Source organism: Kluyvera ascorbata (assembly GCF_023195735.1).
GTDB classification, from domain to species: domain Bacteria; phylum Pseudomonadota; class Gammaproteobacteria; order Enterobacterales; family Enterobacteriaceae; genus Kluyvera; species Kluyvera ascorbata.
In genome coordinates this window covers 4476444-4494921 of sequence record NZ_CP096201.1, presented here as the reverse complement: position 1 = coordinate 4494921, position 18478 = coordinate 4476444, and the positions used below count along the sequence as shown (strand labels likewise).

Below are 18478 nucleotides of genomic sequence, written 5' to 3'. Positions count from 1 at the left end.
AATGCAAGTTATTCTGCTTGATAAAGTAGCAAACCTGGGCACCCTGGGTGATCAAGTTAACGTTAAAGCGGGCTACGCTCGTAACTTCCTGGTACCACAGGGCAAAGCTGTTCCTGCTACCAAGAAAAACGTTGAATTCTTCGAAGCACGTCGTGCAGAACTGGAAGCCAAACTGGCTGACGTTCTGGGCGCTGCAGAAGCTCGTGCTGCACAGATCGTAGCACTGGAATCAGTAACCATCGCGTCTAAAGCAGGCGACGAAGGTAAACTGTTCGGTTCCATCGGTACTCGCGACATCGCTGATGCAGTTACTGCAGCTGGCGTTAAAGTTGCTAAGAGCGAAGTTCGTCTGCCGAACGGCGTTCTGCGTACTGTTGGCGAGCACGAAGTGGACTTCCAGGTTCACAGCGAAGTATTCGCTAAAGTTATCATCAACGTTGTTGCTGCTTAATCAGCAACCCACGTTTTGATAACAACAAACCGCCGGCCTTGTGCCGGCGTTTTGCTTTTTAGGCCCACCACTTTTCGACTGGCTATCTTTCATCCTTTTCGCGATAATCAAAAAATTAAAACAATATTTTAATTTTTGGTAAAAGAATGGAAACTCTGCGCCAGCATCCTCTGTTTTCCCGCAAAAATATCGTTTATCTCTGTGCCGCGTTCTGCTGTCTGCTGTGGGGAAGTGCTTACCCGGCGATTAAGAGCGGGTATGAACTGTTTCAGATTGCCACTGATGATATTCCGAGCAAAATCGTCTTTGCGGGCTACCGCTTCCTGTTTGCCGGAGGGCTGCTGCTCCTGCTGGCGATGGCACAGCGTAAGCCAATTGCTCGCCTGAGCGCGCGTCAGTTTGGCCAGCTAACCCTGCTGGGGCTCACGCAGACCTCGCTACAGTACATCTTCTTCTACATCGGCCTGGCTTTCACCACCGGGGTGAAGGGGTCAATTATGAACGCCACGGGTACCTTCTTTAGCGTGCTGCTGGCGCACTTTATCTACCAGAACGATCGGCTGAGCTATAACAAGACGCTGGGCTGTATTCTCGGCTTTGTCGGGGTGATGGTGGTGAACTTCAACAGCGGGCTGCTGGATTTTAGCTTTAGCCTGGGTGATGGTTCGGTGGTGCTGGCGGCGTTTATTCTGTCAGCGGCGTCACTCTACGGTAAGCGTATCTCTCAAACGGTCGATCCTACGGTGATGACGGGTTACCAGCTGGCTTTCGGTGGCCTGGCGCTGGTGGTCGGCGGCTATCTGAGCGGCGGCACGCTGACCTTCCACGGCTTCTCATCGGTGGCGATTCTCGGTTATCTGACGCTACTGTCATCAGTGGCTTTTGCGCTGTGGAGTATTTTGCTCAAGTACAACCGGGTGGGGATGATTGCGCCGTTTAACTTCCTGATCCCGGTATCCGGTTCGGTGCTGTCGGCGATTTTTCTCGGGGAAAATATTCTCGAGTGGAAATACGCGCTGGCGCTGGCGCTGGTCTGTTCGGGGATTTGGTGGGTGAACAAGGTGAAGCGGTAATGCCTGATGGCGCTGCGCTTATCAGGCCTACGTTCACGGTTTTGTAGGCCGGATAAGGCAAAGCCGCCATCCGGCAGTCTGCAAGTTTAACGCGCGCGAATAAAACTACCGTCCTGCTGGCGGGTGAACAGCACCTGACCGTTATCCGATTCGATGGTTAACCCGGTAACCACACCGTTGGCGTTCTTACGAATCTGCACTTTCTGGCCGTTTTTCAGGTTACTCAGCGGCTTACCCGCCCCCTCAACCTGCGCCATAGCATAGACATCGGTTGGCGGCAGGTTATTGTCGCGGAAAAGCTGCGCCAACGTTTTACCGGCTTCGACCTGATAGGTATGCCAGTCGCTGCTGCTGCGGCTCTCCTGATAGGGCTGCGTTCGCGACGGCGCGGCCTGCTGCTCGCTCGGCTGCTCTTCCTGCACCGGTTCCGGCGCAACAGGGGCGACCTGATCTAAATCGTTAGACGGTGTGACCAGCTGAGCGTGCAACGGCTGAGCGTCTGGCTGCGGCGTTTGCGACTGTGACTGGAAGTCCAGCTGCGCGGAGCGGGTCACCTGCGGCGGCGGGCTGTCGTCAGCGGAAGGCAGCAGGAAGCCGACGATAATGGCCAGCGCAGCAACAATCACGCCGCGACGGTGGGCAGGCGGCAGCGGGTCCAGGATGCGAAGATCGTCCGGCGCATGCCAGATTTTCACCAGCAAAGGTTTTATTTCAAATCTCCCGGGCATGGCTCTCCTCCTGCTCCGTGTCGATGCTATCCAGTATAGATGGCTAACTGCCTGATGAACGTGGCAAAGCGCACTTTCATCATATCCTATAGGCAAAAGGTATTGTTTCTTTTTCCCGGTAATTTGTCATCTTTCCTGACACAAAGTTTTACCCTGTGCGGCGTGGCTGCTATGCTGCCCGCTACTTTATACCCGAAGAAAGGAAAGACGATGGCCACCCCGACTTTTGACACTATTGAAGCACAGGCAAGCTACGGTATCGGCCTGCAGGTAGGGCAGCAACTGAGCGAGTCCGGTTTGCAGGGTTTACTGCCGGAAGCACTGGTTGCCGGTATCGCCGATGCGCTGGAAGGCAAGCAGCCTGCTGTGCCGGTAGACGTTGTTCATCGCGCGCTGCGTGAAATCCACGAACGTGCTGATGCAGTACGTCGTGAGCGTTTTGCGGCGATGGCCGAAGACGGCGTGAAATATCTGGAAGAAAACCGTGAGAAAGAAGGCGTAAACAGCACCGAATCCGGTCTGCAGTTCCGCGTTCTGACCCAGGGTGAAGGCGCAATCCCAGCGCGTACCGATCACGTTCGCGTACACTACACCGGCAAACTGATTGACGGCACCGTGTTCGATAGCTCCGTCGCACGCGGCGAACCTGCTGAATTCCCGGTTAACGGCGTTATCGCTGGCTGGATTGAAGCACTGACCCTGATGCCGGTTGGCTCTAAGTGGGAACTGACTATCCCTCATAGCCTGGCCTACGGCGAGCGCGGTGCGGGTGCTTCCATCCCTCCGTTCAGCACTCTGGTCTTCGAAGTCGAGTTACTGGAAATCCTGTAATCCTCGCACTTATCCTCTCTCCGTCCGGGGAGAGGATACAAACTCCTGAAGTTAGATATATGTTGGGATTCAATCTTGCAAATACAGCAATTGCGTGTATTTTTGTGAGCTGTTTCCCATAGGTGAGGTGATATAACACTCACTTTAAACATAAAATTAACATTATATTTAAATCATAGTATTCATCCCTCCGATTCTTACCTAATATCGAGACATCCTATAGATAGGATCGTCTTGCATGACGACATAAAGGGCCAGTAGAGCCCGCACAACACAGACAGAAACAACAGGAAGAAAATCACATGGTTGATCAGATTAAAGTCGCTGCTGCCGAAGAGCAGGAGCCGGCTGAACAATCGCTACGGCGAAACCTCACAAACCGACATATTCAGCTTATTGCCATCGGCGGCGCCATCGGCACCGGGCTGTTTATGGGATCGGGCAAAACTATCAGTCTCGCTGGGCCTTCGATCATCTTCGTTTATATGATCATCGGTTTTATGCTTTTCTTCGTGATGCGTGCGATGGGCGAGCTGCTGCTCTCCAACCTCGAGTACAAATCGTTTAGTGACTTTGCGGCCGACCTGCTTGGCCCATGGGCCGGGTATTTTACCGGCTGGACCTACTGGTTCTGTTGGGTGGTGACCGGGATGGCGGACGTCGTCGCTATTACCGCCTACGCGCAGTTCTGGTTCCCCGGACTCTCTGACTGGGTGGCTTCGCTGGCGGTCGTGGTCCTGCTGCTGAGCCTCAACCTTGCCACCGTGAAGATGTTCGGTGAGATGGAGTTCTGGTTTGCGATGATCAAAATCGTCGCTATCGTCGCGCTGATCGTTGTCGGCCTGGTGATGGTGCTGATGCACTTCAAATCACCAACCGGCGTAGAAGCCTCATTTGCTCATCTGTGGAACGACGGCGGCTGGTTCCCGAAAGGCATCAGCGGCTTCTTTGCGGGCTTCCAGATAGCGGTCTTCGCCTTCGTGGGGATTGAGCTGGTGGGCACCACCGCGGCGGAAACCAAAGATCCTGAGAAATCACTGCCGCGTGCGATTAACTCGATTCCAATCCGTATCATCATGTTCTACGTGTTCGCACTGATTGTGATTATGTCCGTGACCCCGTGGAGCTCGGTGGTACCGAACAAGAGCCCGTTCGTTGAACTGTTCATGCTGGTCGGTCTGCCGGCGGCGGCGAGCATCATTAACTTCGTGGTGCTGACCTCGGCAACCTCTTCCGCCAACAGCGGCGTGTTCTCAACCAGCCGCATGCTGTTCGGTCTGGCGCAGGACGGCGTAGCGCCAAGCCTGTTCGCCAAGCTCTCCAAGCGTGCGGTACCGGCGAAAGGGCTGACCTTCTCCTGTATCTGCCTGCTGGGCGGCGTGGTGATGCTGATGGTGAACCCAAGCGTGATCGCAGCCTTCACCATGATCACCACCGTATCGGCGATTCTGTTTATGTTCGTCTGGACGATTATCCTGTGCTCTTACCTGGTATACCGTAAGAAGCGTCCACACCTGCATGAAAAATCCATCTACAAAATGCCGCTGGGCAAAGTGATGTGCTGGGTCTGCATGGCGTTCTTCGCCTTCGTTCTGGTGCTGCTGACTCTGGAAGCGGATACCCGTGAAGCGCTGATGGTGACGCCAATCTGGTTCATCGTGCTGGGGCTGGGTTGGATGTTCCTGCGTAAGAACAAGCTGGCTAAGTAAGAGAATTTCGCTCCTCACCCTCTCCCCTGGAGGAGAGGGTGAGGAGGAAACGACACAAAGCGCCCATCGTGGCGCTTTCTTCGTTTTTGAGCCTCACCTCGTAGTCCCCCCATTCTTAACGTGCTACTTTCCCCGCCACAAACGAAAAGCGTATGGAGATGAAATGCGTCAGAGAACGATTGTCTGCCCGGTGATTCAAAACGAGGGCGAATACCTGCTGTGTAAAATGGCCGATGACCGCGGCGTTTTCCCTAGGCAATGGGCGATTTCCGGCGGCGGTATGGAGCCGGGGGAAACCATGGAAGAAGCGCTGAGACGCGAGATAGGTGAAGAGCTGGGTGATGCGCTGGAGATTACCGAAGTGAAGCCGTGGACCTTTCGCGATGACGTACGGGTGAAAACCTACGCCGACGGGACGACCGAGCAGATCTACATGATTTATCTCATCTTTGACTGCGTGAGCGCCAACCGGGATATTACTTTCAACGAGGAGTTTCAGGAGGTCGCCTGGGTGAAACCCGAAGCGCTGGCCGACATGGACCTCAACGTCGCGACGCGAGAAACCTTCCGCCAGAAAGGTCTGCTGTAAAAAAACGCCTCCCGCAAGAGGAGGCGCTTAGTCATCTTATTCGCCTTTGAGCGCACGTGGGAACAGCACGTTATTCTCGAGACTGATGTGCTCCATCAGGTCGTCGATCATTTCGTTGATGCCGTTATACATTGCCTTCCAGGTGGTGCAGGCTTCTGGCGGAATGGTGACGTTTTGAGTGGTGTGCTTGATCACTTCCAGCAGTTCCCCTGCCTCGTCATGCTCGCTTTCCATCACGCTGATTGGCCCCATCGCCTGGCTGCCCATACCTTGTTTGATCATCGGGAACAGAATCTGCTCCTCTTTCATCATGTGGCTGGAAAGCTCCTGATGCAGCATGGTCAGATATTTCGCCAGGCCTCTTGGCACGTTCGGTTTGTCGGCGTGTACACGTTCGACTTTGGTGGCCTGCAGAATCAGCTCTGGCAGCTGTTCGCGGTGACGGTCGTGGTAACGCACGATGATGTGGTCGATGATTTCGGCCAGCGGCGCTACGCGCCAGTCTTTTTCCACCGGCTGCTCGGCCAGTTTTGCCAGTTCAGCTTCAATCACGGCAACGTCGAGCTCTTTGCGGTCCGCCGCACGGGCCAGCGTCTGCTTACCGCCGCAGCAGTAATCCATATCATATTTACGGAACAGCGCGGATGCGCGTGGGATAGAGAGCGCCAGCTCGCCTAATGGTTGGTCGCGAAAGGCCATAGCAGTTACCTCGTCATCAATAATATAAGATGCATTTTAAATACATCTTTAAGTCGAAGATATACCCCTTTATAGGCAGGGGAATTCAGTGATGTTTGTCACAAAAAATTATTACGCTTTAACGTGCTGAATCTTATTAAGAATGCCTCTGGTAAGACCTGAATCGATTAAACAAGCGCGTGGCGCTGCCGATAGTGAGACTTCAGACCACCTGCACTTAAAGGCAAAAGATGTTTAAAAGAATAAAAGTGATTACCGTACTGATTGTCGTACTGGTCGCGCTGGGCGCGATGCAGCTGATTTCGGCGGGCGTATTCGTTCGTGCGCTGAATCACGACAAGCAGAATTTTACCGTCTCTCAACTCTCCAGCCAGAACGTGGCGGAGTTTACCGACGCGTGGATTAGCCTCAATCAGGCGCGTGTCACCCTCAACCGCGGCATGCTGCGTTTGCAGGGGACCATGGCAAGCAGCGTCAACGGCGGCGAGCTGAAAACGCTGGTGGATACGGCCAATAATCTGTTGGCTGAGGCGAAACGTCACTACGACACCTATTACGCGCTGCCGGAAACGCCTGGGCTGGACGGCCATCTCTCAGACAGCCTCGAGAAACAGTATGGCATCTATTCCGCGACGCTTGCGCGCATGAATGAGCTACTGGCGGAAGGCAAGCTGGAAGACATGTTCAAGCAAAACGCCGAGCAGAAACAGCAGGCGATGCAGGCGGTTTACCAGGACTGGCGTGCGGCGCAGGCATCGCTGACCAGCGCGGGGGTTAAACAAAATGAGAGCGACTACATTCGAATTTTGTGGAGCCTTGGGGTGATGCTGGCGCTGGCGCTGGCGGTTATTGTGGTGAGCTGGGTGGCGATGCAGCGCGTACTGCTCAAGCCGCTGCATCAAGTGATGGACCACATTCGTCATATTGCCGAAGGCGACCTGACCAACAATATCAATACCGAAGGCAGCAACGAAATGGCGCTGCTGGCACGTAACGTCAACGACATGCAGCAGTCGCTGGCGAAGACGGTCGGCGTGGTTCGCGAAGGCGCAGACACCATCTACACCGGTGCGGGCGAAATTTCTGCTGGCAGTAACGATCTCTCTTCGCGCACCGAGCAGCAGGCGGCCTCGCTGGAACAGACCGCCGCCAGCATGGAGCAGTTAACCGCGACGGTGAAACAGAACGCCGATAACGCGCGTCAGGCCACTCAACTGGCGCAGAACGCGTCTGAAACCGCGCAGAAGGGCGGAAACGTCGTCGACGGCGTGGTGCGTACTATGGACGAGATTGCCGCGAGCTCCAGCAAAATTGCCCAGATCACCAACGTCATTGACGGCATTGCCTTCCAGACCAATATTCTGGCGCTGAACGCGGCGGTAGAAGCGGCGCGAGCCGGTGAACAGGGACGCGGCTTTGCCGTGGTTGCCGGTGAAGTTCGCACGCTGGCGCAGCGCAGCGCGCAGGCTGCGAAAGAGATTAAAGGGCTGATTGATGATTCGGGCAACCGCGTCAGCGCCGGTTCCGCGCTAGTGCACGAAGCCGGAGAGACAATGGCTGAGATCGTTAACGCCGTTACTCGCGTCAGCGACATCATGGGCGAAATCGCTTCCGCTTCCGATGAGCAAAGCCGCGGCATTGACCAGGTGGGCCAGGCGGTTGCCGAGATGGACCGCGTCACCCAGCAGAACGCCTCGCTGGTGGAAGAGTCCGCCAGCGCCGCGTCAGCGCTGGAAGAACAGGCTGCACGTCTGAACGAGACGGTGGCGGTCTTTAAAATCTCCCGCCAGCAGTCCATGCAGAAAGCACCAATGAAGAAAGCCTTCGTGCCAACGGCGAAAGCCGCGCCGCTTAACGAAGCGAACTGGGAAACGTTCTAAGCCTCAGGCCTCAGAAACCGGCACCACCGCCGGTTTCTGCGGTTTTGACCGCACCGCAATCACCACGCCCATCACCAGCAGCGTAATCCCGCTCAGCGTCAACATCGGCGGCATTTCCTGGCGCAGCAGGAAGGTGTACAGCAGCCCCGCCAGCGTTTCAAAGACAATCAATGGTCCAAGGATCACCGTCGGCAGCCGCTGGCTCGCCACGTTCCAGCATAGCGCGCCGACCCACGAACAGAGCACGGCGATGGCGATCATCAACTCAATAAACACCGTCGGTCGCGGGCCGAATGGCAGCGAGAAATCCGGCGTCTGGGCGTGCAGCCACAGGCAGGCTGCGACGTAGCCGATGACGGAAACCGGCAGCGTCACCAACGCCTGCGCGGTGGCCCACATCAGCGGCGGCTGGTGCGGGTTTTCTCGCAGCCAGCGGGCGTTACGCAGGGCATACCATGCCCAGCACACGACCGAAACGCTCGCCAGCGCAATCCCGGAACCGTAGCGCCAGCCGCTGAAGTCCGGTAAACCCTGGCGCAGCTCGGCGATATTCACGCACAGCAGGCCAATGCCAATCAGCACCAGTGGCGGCATCAGCCGCATCCACGACAGTTTGCCGTCGCGCTGGCTATAGAGCAGGTTAGCGAAAATCGGGATCACCACCGGCAGCGTGGCGATAATCATCGTTGAAACCGGCGCGCCGGTGCGCTGAATAGCGCTGGCAAGGCAGACGTAATAGATAAGGTTGCCGACTATGGTCAGCCCCAGCGCCGTCCACCAGTCCTGACGCGTAAGCTGACGCAGACGCGCGCGGCCCAGCCACGCCAACGGCAGGGCAATCAGCCCCAGCGCCAGATAGCGCCCCATCGACTGCAGCACCGCCGGGTAATCCGGCACGATTAACGGCCCGACAAAAATCAGCCCCCACATCAAACCCGCTAACAGGGCATACAGCACACCGCTAATCATTATGATTTCCACTTCTGTTAAACATGCTGAAAAGTGTAGGAGGGGAAAGGCGTGCAGTATTGTATGAGATTGCTGATTAGCGACGGACAACCTGTTTTTGGTAGCGCGCTGGGGTAATGCCGTAGCGCTGGGTAAAGGCGCGGGTGAGGTGTGACTGGTCGGTCAGCCCGGTCGCGGCGGCGACTTCGGCGGCTGGCATACCGTGGGTGAGGAATTCTTTGGCACGCCAAAGGCGTACGGCCATCAGCATCTGATGCGGCGTGACGTGGAAATGGGCCTTGAACTGGCGCTGGAAGTGCCACGGGCTCAGCGCCGCGACGTTCGCCAGCTCGTCGAGGGTAATGGGGTGCATGTAGTTGTCGTAGAGATAGTCGCGCACGTGGGCAAAGCGGTGCGCGCCTTCCGCCAGCACCGGCGCATGACAGGCCAGCGGCTGGAAGGTGTCTATCATATCCAGCAGCAGCCCTTTCTGGGCGAGAGGGTCGTCGGTATGCCACAGGGCGTGGATCTGACGGCCAATCAACAACGAACGCTGCGGGTCGTGGCGGGTGACGTCGTCAAACCACCAGTGGCGAATGCCGGTCACGTCTTCGAGCAGGTCGGGCTGAAGGTAAATCATCCGGTAGCGCCAGCCGTCGGCGGTTTCCGCCTCGCCGGTGTGCAGTTCGTCGGGGTTCATGGTGACAACCGAGTGGACCGGTGCAACGTGCTGGGTTCCGCGATAGCGGAAACGCTCGGCTCCGGCTTCAATGACGCCGATGCCAAACGCTTCGTGGGTGTGGGGTTCAAAGGCGTAGCGGGAGATATGGGCATGATAAAGCTCAACGCCCGGCACCTGCGCCAGATGGCGAAAGCGGGCGCTATCTTTCTCATCGCTGAACTGTTCTGGTACGCCTTGCACGTGATATTTCCCCCTGGACCATTCTTTTATTATCAGAGATGGCCCGCGGGGGCGCTACCACATTTAACCGATTTTTAACGATTACAGAATGCCTTTGACGCTCTCAGCCAGCGGCGTAGTTGGACGGCCAATCAGTTTGCTCAGCGTGTGACTGTCGTCGAACAGGCCGCCTTTTCAGGCACCAACGTCAGAGTCCGCCAGCATGTCAGCCAGCCCGGCAGGCAGGCCGACGCTTTTGAGCGCGGCGGCAAAATCGGCCTGGCTCAGGTTCTGATAAACCACCTTTTTACCGCTCTGTTTTGCCAGTTCAGCGGCCAGTTCACCGAGCGTCCAGCCGTGGTCGCCCGCCAGTTCGTAAACTTTCCCAGCGTGACCCTCTTCAGCGATGACGCGCGCGGCGGCAGCGGCGTAGTCTGCGCGGGTTGCCGAGGCGATTTTGCCTTCACCGGCTGCGCCAATAAACACGCCATGCTCCAGCGCAGGCGGTACGCTCGCCAGATAGTTTTCGGTGTACCAGCCGTTACGCAGCAGCGCGTAAGGAATGCCAGAGTCGGCCAGCATCTTCTCGGTTTCAACGTGTTCAACGTGCAGGCCCAGTGGGGATTTATCGGCGTGCAGCAGGCTGGTGTAAGCGATAAATTTCACGCCCGCGGCTTTGGCGGCATTGATGATATTACGGTGCTGCGGCGCGCGCTGGCCGACTTCGCTAGAGGAGATAATCAGCAGCTTGTCCACGCCCTGCAGCGCTTTGGTCAGCGCCGCTTCGTCGCCGTAATCGGCCTGACGAACAACGACGCCCTTCTGGCTCAGCGCTTCGGCTTTCGCCGGGTTGCGGACAACGGCAACCAGTTGGTTGGCGGCAGTCGTGTTGAGCAGGTTAGCAATGACGTGCTGGCCAAGCTGGCCGGTGGCTCCGGTAATCGCGATCATGGGTCTTCTCCTTCGTGTTCGTATGGTGTTGTGGTAAGCTATCACCATAACTAACTTTTAGTAAGTACGTACAAAAAGGTAAGTATGAAAGAAATAAATCCGACGCTGACGCAAAAGCTGCGCAACGGCAACCTGTTTGCCGAAAGTTGCCCTTCGCGGGACGTGCTCAAACACGTGACCAGCCGTTGGGGCGTACTGATTCTGGTGGCGCTGCGTGAAGGGACGCATCGCTTTAGCGACCTGCGCCGCAAGATGGGCGGGGTCAGCGAAAAAATGCTCGCCCAGTCGCTACAGGCGCTGGAGCAGGACGGTTTTATCAACCGTATTTCCTACCCGGTGGTCCCGCCGCACGTTGAGTATAGCCTGACGCCGCTGGGGGAAGAGGTGAGCGAAAAGGTAGCTGCGCTGGCAGACTGGATTGAGGTGAATTTGCCGGTAGTGATGGCGCAGCAGCTCCCGGCGTCGGCATAAACGCCTCGGCCGGGCTACATGCTATCGTAGCCCGGCCGAGCAAAGCGACGCCGGGAAGCGCCCAGAACTTACTTACTCAAATCCAGCTGATAAATCGCAAACCCAATATCATCCGTCGCCACCTGCTTCATCGGATACTGCGCTTTCTCTTTGATAAACGCCGCGGCTTTTTCTGACGGCGAGGTTTCAAAGCGGATATCCAGTTTGGTATCGCTGTGAATCGGCGCCAGACGCCAGTTGTTGTCCGCCGCCGGGTGAATTTCTCCGGCTTTCTTCGACTGCTCGCCAATCCACGCAGCCAGTACCGAACGGTTTTCATCCGGTGAAGCAAAGGCAATGTGCGTATCGCCGGTGCCCGCGAACTTACCGCCGTAAGCACGATAGTTGTTGGTGGCAACGAGGAACGTGGCATTCGGGTCGATAGGCTTGCCGTTAAAGGTCAGATTCTTGATGCGCTCAGATTTCGGGTTAATGCTCTGGCATTCGCCGTCGTAGCGCGCCGGTTGGGTCACGTCGACCTGATAATCCACGCCGTCGATAATGTCGAAGTTATAGGTGCGGAAACCGTCCCAGTTAATCAGCGACTGCGGCTTGCTGCTGTGCGGGTCAATTTGATTGAACTGCCCGGCAGAGCACTCCAGCCATTCTTTCACCTCTTTACCGCTGGCTTTCACCACCACCAGGGTGTTCGGATAGAGATAGAGGTCGGCGGCGTTGCGGAAGGTCAGTTGACCTTTTTCCACCTCAACGTAGCTTGCTGGATCGTTCTTACGTCCGCCAACTTTAAACGGCGCGGCAGCGGAGAGCACCGGCAGTTTCGCCAGATCCGGGTCGCCCTGAATAAAGTGCTCAACGTAGGCTTTCTGCGCCATGTTGACCACCTGCACTGTTGGGTCGTCCTGCACCAGCGCAAGGTAGCTGTACATATTGTCGGAGGACTTGCCAATCGGCTTGCTGACGAATTCGCGGGTGGCGTCGTGGTCGGTCTTCAGCGCATCAACCAGCTTGTGGTCTTCTGCCGCCAGTGATTTTTTGGCGACGGCGTCGTAGATTGGGCGAGCCTGGGCCTGCGCGGAGGTCACCTGCCATTTGCCGCTGTCGTTGTTCAGCACCAGGTCAACCACGCCAAGATGGTCGCCCCACATCCCCGGCATCACCGCTGGAATACCGTTAAGCGTCCCTTTTTCGATATCCGCGCCTTTGATGCTGGCGAAGTCTTTGCTCGGGAAAACCGCGTGCGCATGACCAAACATAATGGCATCGACGCCCGGCACCTGGCTTAAGTAATAAACGGAGTTCTCCGCCATGGCCTGATACGGGTCAGCGGAGAGGCCGGAGTGGGCAATCACCACCACCACGTCGGCACCATTGGCACGCATCTCCGGCACGTAGTGACGCGCGGTTTCGGTGATGTCGTTCACCGTCACTTTACCGCTCAGATTGGCCTTATCCCAGGTCATGATCTGCGGAGGCACAAAGCCGATATAGCCAATTTTCAGCGTTTGCTTATGACCGTCTTTATCGACAACCTCAGTTTCTTTAATCAGATAGGGCGTAAACAGCGGCTTTTTGGTCTTAACATCGATGATATTGGCGTTAACGTACGGGAATTTGGCACCAGCCAGCGCTTTGTGCAGATAATCCAGCCCGTAGTTGAATTCGTGGTTACCGAGGTTGCCGACGCTGTAATCGAGCAGATTCATGGCCTTATAAACCGGGTGTACATCGCCCTGTTTCAGCCCTTTGGCCGCCATGTAATCGCCCATTGGGCTGCCCTGGATAACGTCACCGTTATCGACCAGTACGCTGTTTTTCACTTCGTCGCGAGCGGCATTAATCAGGCTTGCGGTGCGCACCAGGCCGAACTTCTCGGTGGCGGTATCTTTGTAGTAATCAAAATCCATCATGTTGCTATGTAAATCAGTGGTTTCCATAATGCGGAGATCCACCGTGGCGGCATTCACGCTGGCGGCAATCAGCGTCGCCAGAAGCGTTGCGCTAAACTTGATCATCAGAGGCATCCTTTTTTTAGAACTGACACACAGATTTAAATGTATTTGTATTCTGTTACTTACGAGGATGTGAATCATGCCAGAAAAGCGTGACAGGAAATCGGCAGCGGTTCACAGATATCCGGGACGATGATGGGAATAGCAGAATTAACGGCGATGCGATATAAATAAAACAATAAGTTAACGCCACTGTAATCTTAACGAGGTGGAGAATGTTAGAACAAGTCTGTCAGCTTGCGCGCGACGCAGGCGATGCCATTATGCAGGTATACGATGGAAAGCTGCCGCTGGACGTCACCAGCAAGAAAGATGATTCCCCGGTGACGGCGGCCGATATCGCGGCACATCATGTCATCATCAAAGGGCTGAAGGCGCTGACGCCGGACGTGCCGATTCTTTCAGAAGAGGACCCGCCGGGCTGGGATGTACGCCAGCACTGGCAGCGCTACTGGCTGGTGGACCCGCTCGACGGGACCAAAGAGTTCATCAAACGCAACGGTGAGTTCACGGTTAATATCGCGCTGATTGAAAACGGTAAAGCAGTGCTGGGCGTGGTGTTCGCGCCGGTACTCAAGGTGATGTACAGCGCGGAAAACGGCAAAGCGTGGAAAGAAGAGTGTGGTGTGCGTAAGCCGATTCAGGTGCGTGACGCGAACCCGCCGAAGGTGGTGGTGAGCCGCTCCCACTATGCTAACGATGATGAGTTGAAAGAGTATCTGCAGCAGTTGGGCGAGCACGATACCGCGTCTATCGGCTCATCGCTGAAGTTCTGCCTGGTAGCGGAAGGCGAAGCGCAGCTTTACCCGCGCTTCGGGCCAACCAATATCTGGGATACCGCCGCAGGGCACGCGGTGGCTGCGGCTGCCGGTGCACACGTCAACGACTGGCAGGGCAAAACGCTGGATTACACCCCGCGTGAATCGTTCCTGAACCCTGGCTTCCGGGTGTCTATTTTTTAATTCAGTAGCTTATGCAGCAGGGCAACCACCTGCTGCACTTCTGCCTGCGTCAGTGCGCCGTCTTTGGCCCACTGAACCCGTCCCTCTTTATCCAGAACCACAATGGCCGAGCTGCCTTCATCCAACTGCCAGGCTTTGCGCACCAGACCATCGCTGTCGACAATAAACTGTGACCACGGGTAGAGCTTCTTATTACTCTCAATGCTGCTACGCACGAAAATAGAGGAACCTGGAATCGCATCATCGGTGTTAACAATCGTGGTGGTCTGGTAGCGGTCATGCGGCAACTGAGCGGCTTTTATCGCCTCGACCAGCGTGGCATTTTTCTCTTTTGCCGACGTACGACCGGCAATATGTTGCACCACTCTCACTTTTCCAGGCAGCTGCGCGCTGTTCCAGTTTTTATAGCTAAACTTATCATTATCGAGAATGAGTTCGCCGCGATCCGCCACGCCAACCGGGGAAACGCGCTGTCCGTTTGTAAAGTTATGTGCGGCTGCCATTAACGGCATTAACAGGCATGAAACCGCCAGAAGGGTACGTAGGGTCATGGTTTTTCCTTTTTATATGCAGGTGATCCGACCACTTGGCCGATAGCTTTAATCATATGTGCGATCTATGTTTTTTTCCCGCAAAGGCGGTGCCAGTTTGTGGAGGAACGCACACAATCTCAAGAAATCGAAGCCTTATACTGTGTTCATCGTATGGCTGAAAAGAAAGTTCTGAATTATTGTAATAAAAAGGTAAATAAGGTCCTCTATGATAGAGGACCTCTGTTGTTATGGACTATAGTTAACAAGTACTTCACTTTGCGCCCCGGAGCGTTGAGCCAAATGTGGACAACAAGGGCGTAGTACTTGCAGGAGATTAGAATGAAAATTTTCCAACGCTACAACCCGTTTCAGGTAGCAAAATACGTTAAAACCCTGTTCCGTGGACGGTTGTACATCAAGGACGTTGGCGCTTTTGAATTTGATAAGGGCAAAATTCTTATCCCAAAAGTCAGAGACATTCAGCACCTTTCTGTGATGTCTGAAGTTAACCGCCACGTGTTACGCCTACAGACTGATATGGCGTAATCAGAACACGATGCGGCAGAATTAAAAACGGCTCCCAATGGGAGCCGTTGATGTTTCTGGCACTGGCGTTTTACGCGCCGTGCTGTTCGCTTTCTGCGATATCAGACTGCTTCGGTACCAGTACCGTTGGCTTGTTATCAATGCGCGTTACCAGCAGTTGGTCGATACGGTAGTTATCGATATCTACCACTTCAAACTTGTAACCGGAGAACTTCACCGCATCGGTACGTTTCGGGATTTTGCGCAGCATAAACATCATGAAGCCGCCGATGGTTTCGTAGTTGTCCGACTGCGGGAAATCGTCGATATCCAGCACGCGCATGACGTCATCGATTGGTGTACCGCCGTCAATCAGCCAGGAGTTCTCGTCGCGTGCAACGATTTGCTCTTCCAGCCCCTGACCAACCAGGTCGCCCATCAGCGTGGTCATCACGTCGTTGAGGGTGATGATCCCCACGACCAGCGCGTATTCGTTCATGATAACCGCGAAGTCTTCTCCGGCGGTTTTGAAGCTTTCCAGCGCCTCTGAAAGGGTGAGGGTGTCCGGCACAATCAGCGTGTTGCGGATCTGCACGCCGCTGTTCAGCGCCATGCTCTGGTTAGCCAGTACGCGGTTCAGCAGGTCTTTGGAGTCGACGTAGCCAATGATGTGGTCAATGTCTTCGTTACACACCAGGAACTTGGAGTGCGGGTGTTCGGCGACTTTGTTTTTCAGGCTCTGTTCGTCTTCGTGCAGATCGAACCAGATAACGTTCTCGCGCGGGGTCATGGATGACGGCACGGTACGGGATTCCAGCTCGAAGACGTTTTCAATCAGCTCATGTTCCTGCTTACGCAGCACGCCAGCCAGCGCACCGGCTTCCACTACCGCGTAGATATCGTCGGAGGTAATGTCGTCTTTACGCACCATCGGCAGTTTGAAGATGCGGAAGATAATGTTAGCCATGCCGTTGAAGAACCACACCAGCGGCCGGAAGACCGCCAGGCAGAAGCGCATCGGGTTGATGATACGCAGAGCCACGGCTTCAGGCGCAATCATACCGATGCGTTTCGGGGTTAAATCCGCGAACAGGATAAACATCCCGGTCACCAGCGAGAAGGAGAGAATAAAGCTCAACTGCTCGGAGAGTTCCGCTGACATATATTGAGAGAACAAGGAGTTGAACGCGGGAGAGAAAGCTGCGTCGCCGACGATACCGCCGAGAATGGCAACGGCGTTAAGGCCGATTTGCACCACGGTAAAGAACATACCGGGGTTTTCTTGCATTTTTAGAACACGTAGGGCGTTGATATTGCCTTCATCAGAAAGCAGTTTCAGTTTGATCTTGCGTGATGCCGCAAGTGAGATCTCAGAGATAGAGAAGAACGCACTTACAGCGATCAGACAGAGTATGATTAATATACTGTTTAACATATCTTATCCAGCCCGTCGGGCCAGATCCTCGGAAGGGGAAGTTTATAAATCCGTGTGGAATACACATTGAAAACCGCCCCGTAGGTGATGGGGCGACAATTTCAGCGGTTAGTATAGCGTAAAGCACTGTAAAGCCGCCAGAGGTCACATTTTGTTTAGATGGTGGGAGCGGTAGGCCGGATGGCGCTTCGCTTATCCGGCCTACGGTGTGACGTTTGTTACCTGAGGTTATCCGCTGGTGGCGAGCGATTTGCCTTTCTCGTGCCCCTGCGGCTTCGCACCCCAGACCTCGTTATACGCATATCCCGTCAATGCCATAATCACCTGACGCGTCTCTGGGTCACAGTCCTCCGCGTTTCCCCCGAGCTTCCGCCGTGCCACCTCTTTAATCAGCAGGCTGTGCGTTTTTTGCGTCAGCTTAAAGCGATAGGTCATGTAGAAGCTCACGGCCAGCATCCCGGCGGTGGCAAACACCATCAGGCCGATGATTGCATGCAGGGCGCTGGCAGGCTGTGCGCTGCCGCCTTTTACGAAACCGCTCTCCTCCAGCACGATACCAATCAGCATAATCGCCAGCGCGACGGTGCTTTTGCGCGTCAGCACCATTACGCCCGCGAAAATCCCCTCACGGCGCTGGCGGGTAACAATCTCATCCACATCAGGGATAAAGCTGTAGATATTCCAGGGAATGTAGTACAGCCCGGCCTTCGCCAGCCCCAGCAGCACAAACACGGCGGAGAACAGCAGCGTCGGTACCTGTAAATTACCGATATAGATGATAAACAGGAACGCCAGCACCACCATAATGCTGCCGTACGAAAGCCTCAGCGCCGCGGAAGGGGTGAGGTTAAATTTATTCATCAGCATCATAAAGCCGAAGGTGCCGGGAATCGAAACAAAAGCGGCAATACTTAATAGCCCGGAAACCATTTCGGTATCGTGGTGTAATGCGTAAACCACGTAATAGGTAAATACCGAACCAAAAACATCCATGGCGGTAAATGAACAAATATAAATCAGAATGTGCTGACGAAATATTCTGATTTTGAATGAAGATATAAGGTCAATAACCAGATATTTTAAATGGTTAAAAAGGCCGCCGCCGCGTTGATTATCTGGCTGGAATTCATATTCTTCACGAACGTCTTTTGCTTCCCAGGTACAAGCCCAGGTGGTAAATACCGCGACGCAATAAATGGTCGCAAAAACAATCCCGGTTAAGGTGTAGGTGAACGAATTATCTTTACCGGTGTACTGCATAATAATACCCGGCACGGAAACCGCCAGAAAACCGCCGAGCGCGGAGCACATCATACGCACGCCTGAAAGGCGCGTACGCTCGCTAAAGCGGTTGGTCATTTCGGCGGACAAGGTTTCCCACGGCACCAGCACCATTGCAGAGAGCAGTTCGATAGAAAGATAGGTGCCCAGGTAGTACCAATAGTTCATGTCGGTAATCCACACCAGCGCGTAGAGAAACATCAGCGGGGAGCTTATCAACAGGAAAAAGCGACGACGGCCAAACTTGCGGCCAAGCCAGGTATTACCAAAGTTATCCGTGATATAGCCCATCACCGGACTCAGAATAGCGTCAATAATACGAGCGATAGCAAAGATTGACCCCGCTTCTAAAACGCTCAGGCCACAATAGGTGGTGTAAAAAAATAAAAGCCAGGTTCCTATAACGGCAAATGCGCCGCCGCCAAATAAATCAGTGACGCCGTAGCCAATGGCAGTGCCATAGCCAACGCGACGTTCAGTTGGTTTAACCATAATATTATTA

The 18478-nt window shown here is 54.9% G+C and carries 17 protein-coding genes and 1 pseudogene; 9 read left to right on the top strand and 9 right to left on the bottom strand.

Translation table 11 applies throughout. The annotated features are described in order from the left end of the window. Position 1 precedes the first annotated feature (1 nt). On the top strand, positions 2-451 hold the full coding sequence (gene rplI, locus MY052_RS21445) for a 50S ribosomal protein L9 (protein ID WP_035893274.1): 450 nt from the start codon (positions 2-4) through the stop codon (positions 449-451). 146 nt (positions 452-597) lie between these two features. Continuing rightward, on the top strand, positions 598-1524 hold the full coding sequence (locus MY052_RS21440; RefSeq protein WP_248537840.1) for a DMT family transporter: 927 nt from the start codon (positions 598-600) through the stop codon (positions 1522-1524). Between the two features lie 86 nt (positions 1525-1610). On the opposite strand, the gene MY052_RS21435 is transcribed toward MY052_RS21440, so the two are convergent. Beyond that, positions 1611-2252 carry an OapA family protein gene (locus tag MY052_RS21435; protein ID WP_035893272.1) on the bottom strand — a complete coding sequence of 214 codons (642 nt, stop codon included), beginning with the start codon at positions 2250-2252 and terminating at the stop codon, positions 1611-1613. 210 nt (positions 2253-2462) lie between these two features. Between MY052_RS21435 and fklB the strand changes: the two genes are divergently transcribed. From fklB to nudI, 3 genes are all read left to right on the top strand, one after another. Then, positions 2463-3083 (top strand): BamJ family beta-barrel-assembly machinery protein, encoded by a 621-nt coding sequence (gene fklB / locus MY052_RS21430; protein ID WP_035893271.1) that lies wholly within the window; start codon positions 2463-2465, stop codon positions 3081-3083. 302 nt (positions 3084-3385) lie between these two features. Then, the gene (gene cycA, locus MY052_RS21425; protein ID WP_035893269.1) at positions 3386-4792 is read left to right on the top strand and encodes a D-serine/D-alanine/glycine transporter; all 1407 of its coding nucleotides are present in this window, start codon (positions 3386-3388) and stop codon (positions 4790-4792) included. Positions 4793-4955: 163 nt separating this feature from the next. Beyond that, entirely contained in the window at positions 4956-5381 is a 426-nt protein-coding gene (gene nudI, locus MY052_RS21420) for a nucleoside triphosphatase NudI (RefSeq protein ID WP_248537839.1), read from the top strand. 36 nt (positions 5382-5417) lie between these two features. Here nudI and ytfE read toward each other — a convergent pair whose 3' ends face one another. Next, complete coding sequence (gene ytfE / locus MY052_RS21415) at positions 5418-6080, bottom strand: iron-sulfur cluster repair protein YtfE (protein ID WP_035893265.1); 663 nt, start codon at positions 6078-6080, stop codon at positions 5418-5420. Between the two features lie 230 nt (positions 6081-6310). Here ytfE and MY052_RS21410 point away from each other — a divergent pair, with 230 nt between their 5' ends. After that, positions 6311-7960: a methyl-accepting chemotaxis protein gene (locus MY052_RS21410; RefSeq protein ID WP_248537838.1), complete on the top strand. Its 1650-nt coding sequence runs from the start codon at positions 6311-6313 to the stop codon at positions 7958-7960. A gap of 3 nt (positions 7961-7963) precedes the next feature. On the opposite strand, the gene MY052_RS21405 is transcribed toward MY052_RS21410, so the two are convergent. The 3 genes and pseudogenes from MY052_RS21405 to MY052_RS21395 all read right to left on the bottom strand — a co-directional run bounded on the left by MY052_RS21405 (position 7964) and on the right by MY052_RS21395 (position 10760). Next, positions 7964-8929 carry a DMT family transporter gene (locus MY052_RS21405; protein ID WP_248537837.1) on the bottom strand — a complete coding sequence of 322 codons (966 nt, stop codon included), beginning with the start codon at positions 8927-8929 and terminating at the stop codon, positions 7964-7966. Between the two features lie 76 nt (positions 8930-9005). Beyond that, positions 9006-9830, bottom strand: a complete 825-nt coding sequence (locus tag MY052_RS21400) for a helix-turn-helix transcriptional regulator (RefSeq protein WP_248537836.1) — start codon at positions 9828-9830, stop codon at positions 9006-9008. A gap of 81 nt (positions 9831-9911) precedes the next feature. Next, positions 9912-10760, bottom strand: a pseudogene (locus MY052_RS21395) (SDR family oxidoreductase). Between the two features lie 84 nt (positions 10761-10844). Between MY052_RS21395 and MY052_RS21390 the strand changes: the two are divergent. Then, on the top strand, positions 10845-11231 hold the full coding sequence (locus MY052_RS21390; RefSeq protein WP_035893256.1) for a winged helix-turn-helix transcriptional regulator: 387 nt from the start codon (positions 10845-10847) through the stop codon (positions 11229-11231). A 68-nt stretch (positions 11232-11299) separates the two neighbouring features. Here the strand turns inward: MY052_RS21390 and MY052_RS21385 are convergent, their stop codons facing one another. Next, a complete protein-coding gene (locus MY052_RS21385) occupies positions 11300-13243 on the bottom strand; it encodes a bifunctional 2',3'-cyclic-nucleotide 2'-phosphodiesterase/3'-nucleotidase (protein ID WP_248537835.1) in 1944 nt (647 codons plus the stop codon). Between the two features lie 212 nt (positions 13244-13455). On the opposite strand from MY052_RS21385, the gene cysQ reads away from it, so the two are divergent. Continuing rightward, positions 13456-14202, top strand: a complete 747-nt coding sequence (cysQ, locus tag MY052_RS21380) for a 3'(2'),5'-bisphosphate nucleotidase CysQ (protein ID WP_035893252.1) — start codon at positions 13456-13458, stop codon at positions 14200-14202. On the opposite strand, the gene MY052_RS21375 is transcribed toward cysQ, so the two are convergent. Next, complete coding sequence (locus tag MY052_RS21375) at positions 14199-14753, bottom strand: YtfJ family protein (RefSeq protein WP_123651128.1); 555 nt, start codon at positions 14751-14753, stop codon at positions 14199-14201. The two genes, cysQ and MY052_RS21375, sit on opposite strands and share 4 nt — an antisense overlap. A 321-nt stretch (positions 14754-15074) precedes the next feature. Here MY052_RS21375 and MY052_RS21370 point away from each other — a divergent pair, with 321 nt between their 5' ends. Next, the gene (locus tag MY052_RS21370; protein WP_035893246.1) at positions 15075-15281 is read left to right on the top strand and encodes a DUF1107 domain-containing protein; all 207 of its coding nucleotides are present in this window, start codon (positions 15075-15077) and stop codon (positions 15279-15281) included. A gap of 70 nt (positions 15282-15351) precedes the next feature. Here MY052_RS21370 and paeA read toward each other — a convergent pair whose 3' ends face one another. Beyond that, entirely contained in the window at positions 15352-16695 is a 1344-nt protein-coding gene (gene paeA / locus MY052_RS21365; RefSeq protein ID WP_035893244.1) for a polyamine export protein PaeA, read from the bottom strand. 228 nt (positions 16696-16923) lie between these two features. Continuing rightward, entirely contained in the window at positions 16924-18468 is a 1545-nt protein-coding gene (locus tag MY052_RS21360) for an MFS transporter (protein ID WP_248537834.1), read from the bottom strand. Positions 18469-18478 lie beyond the last annotated feature (10 nt).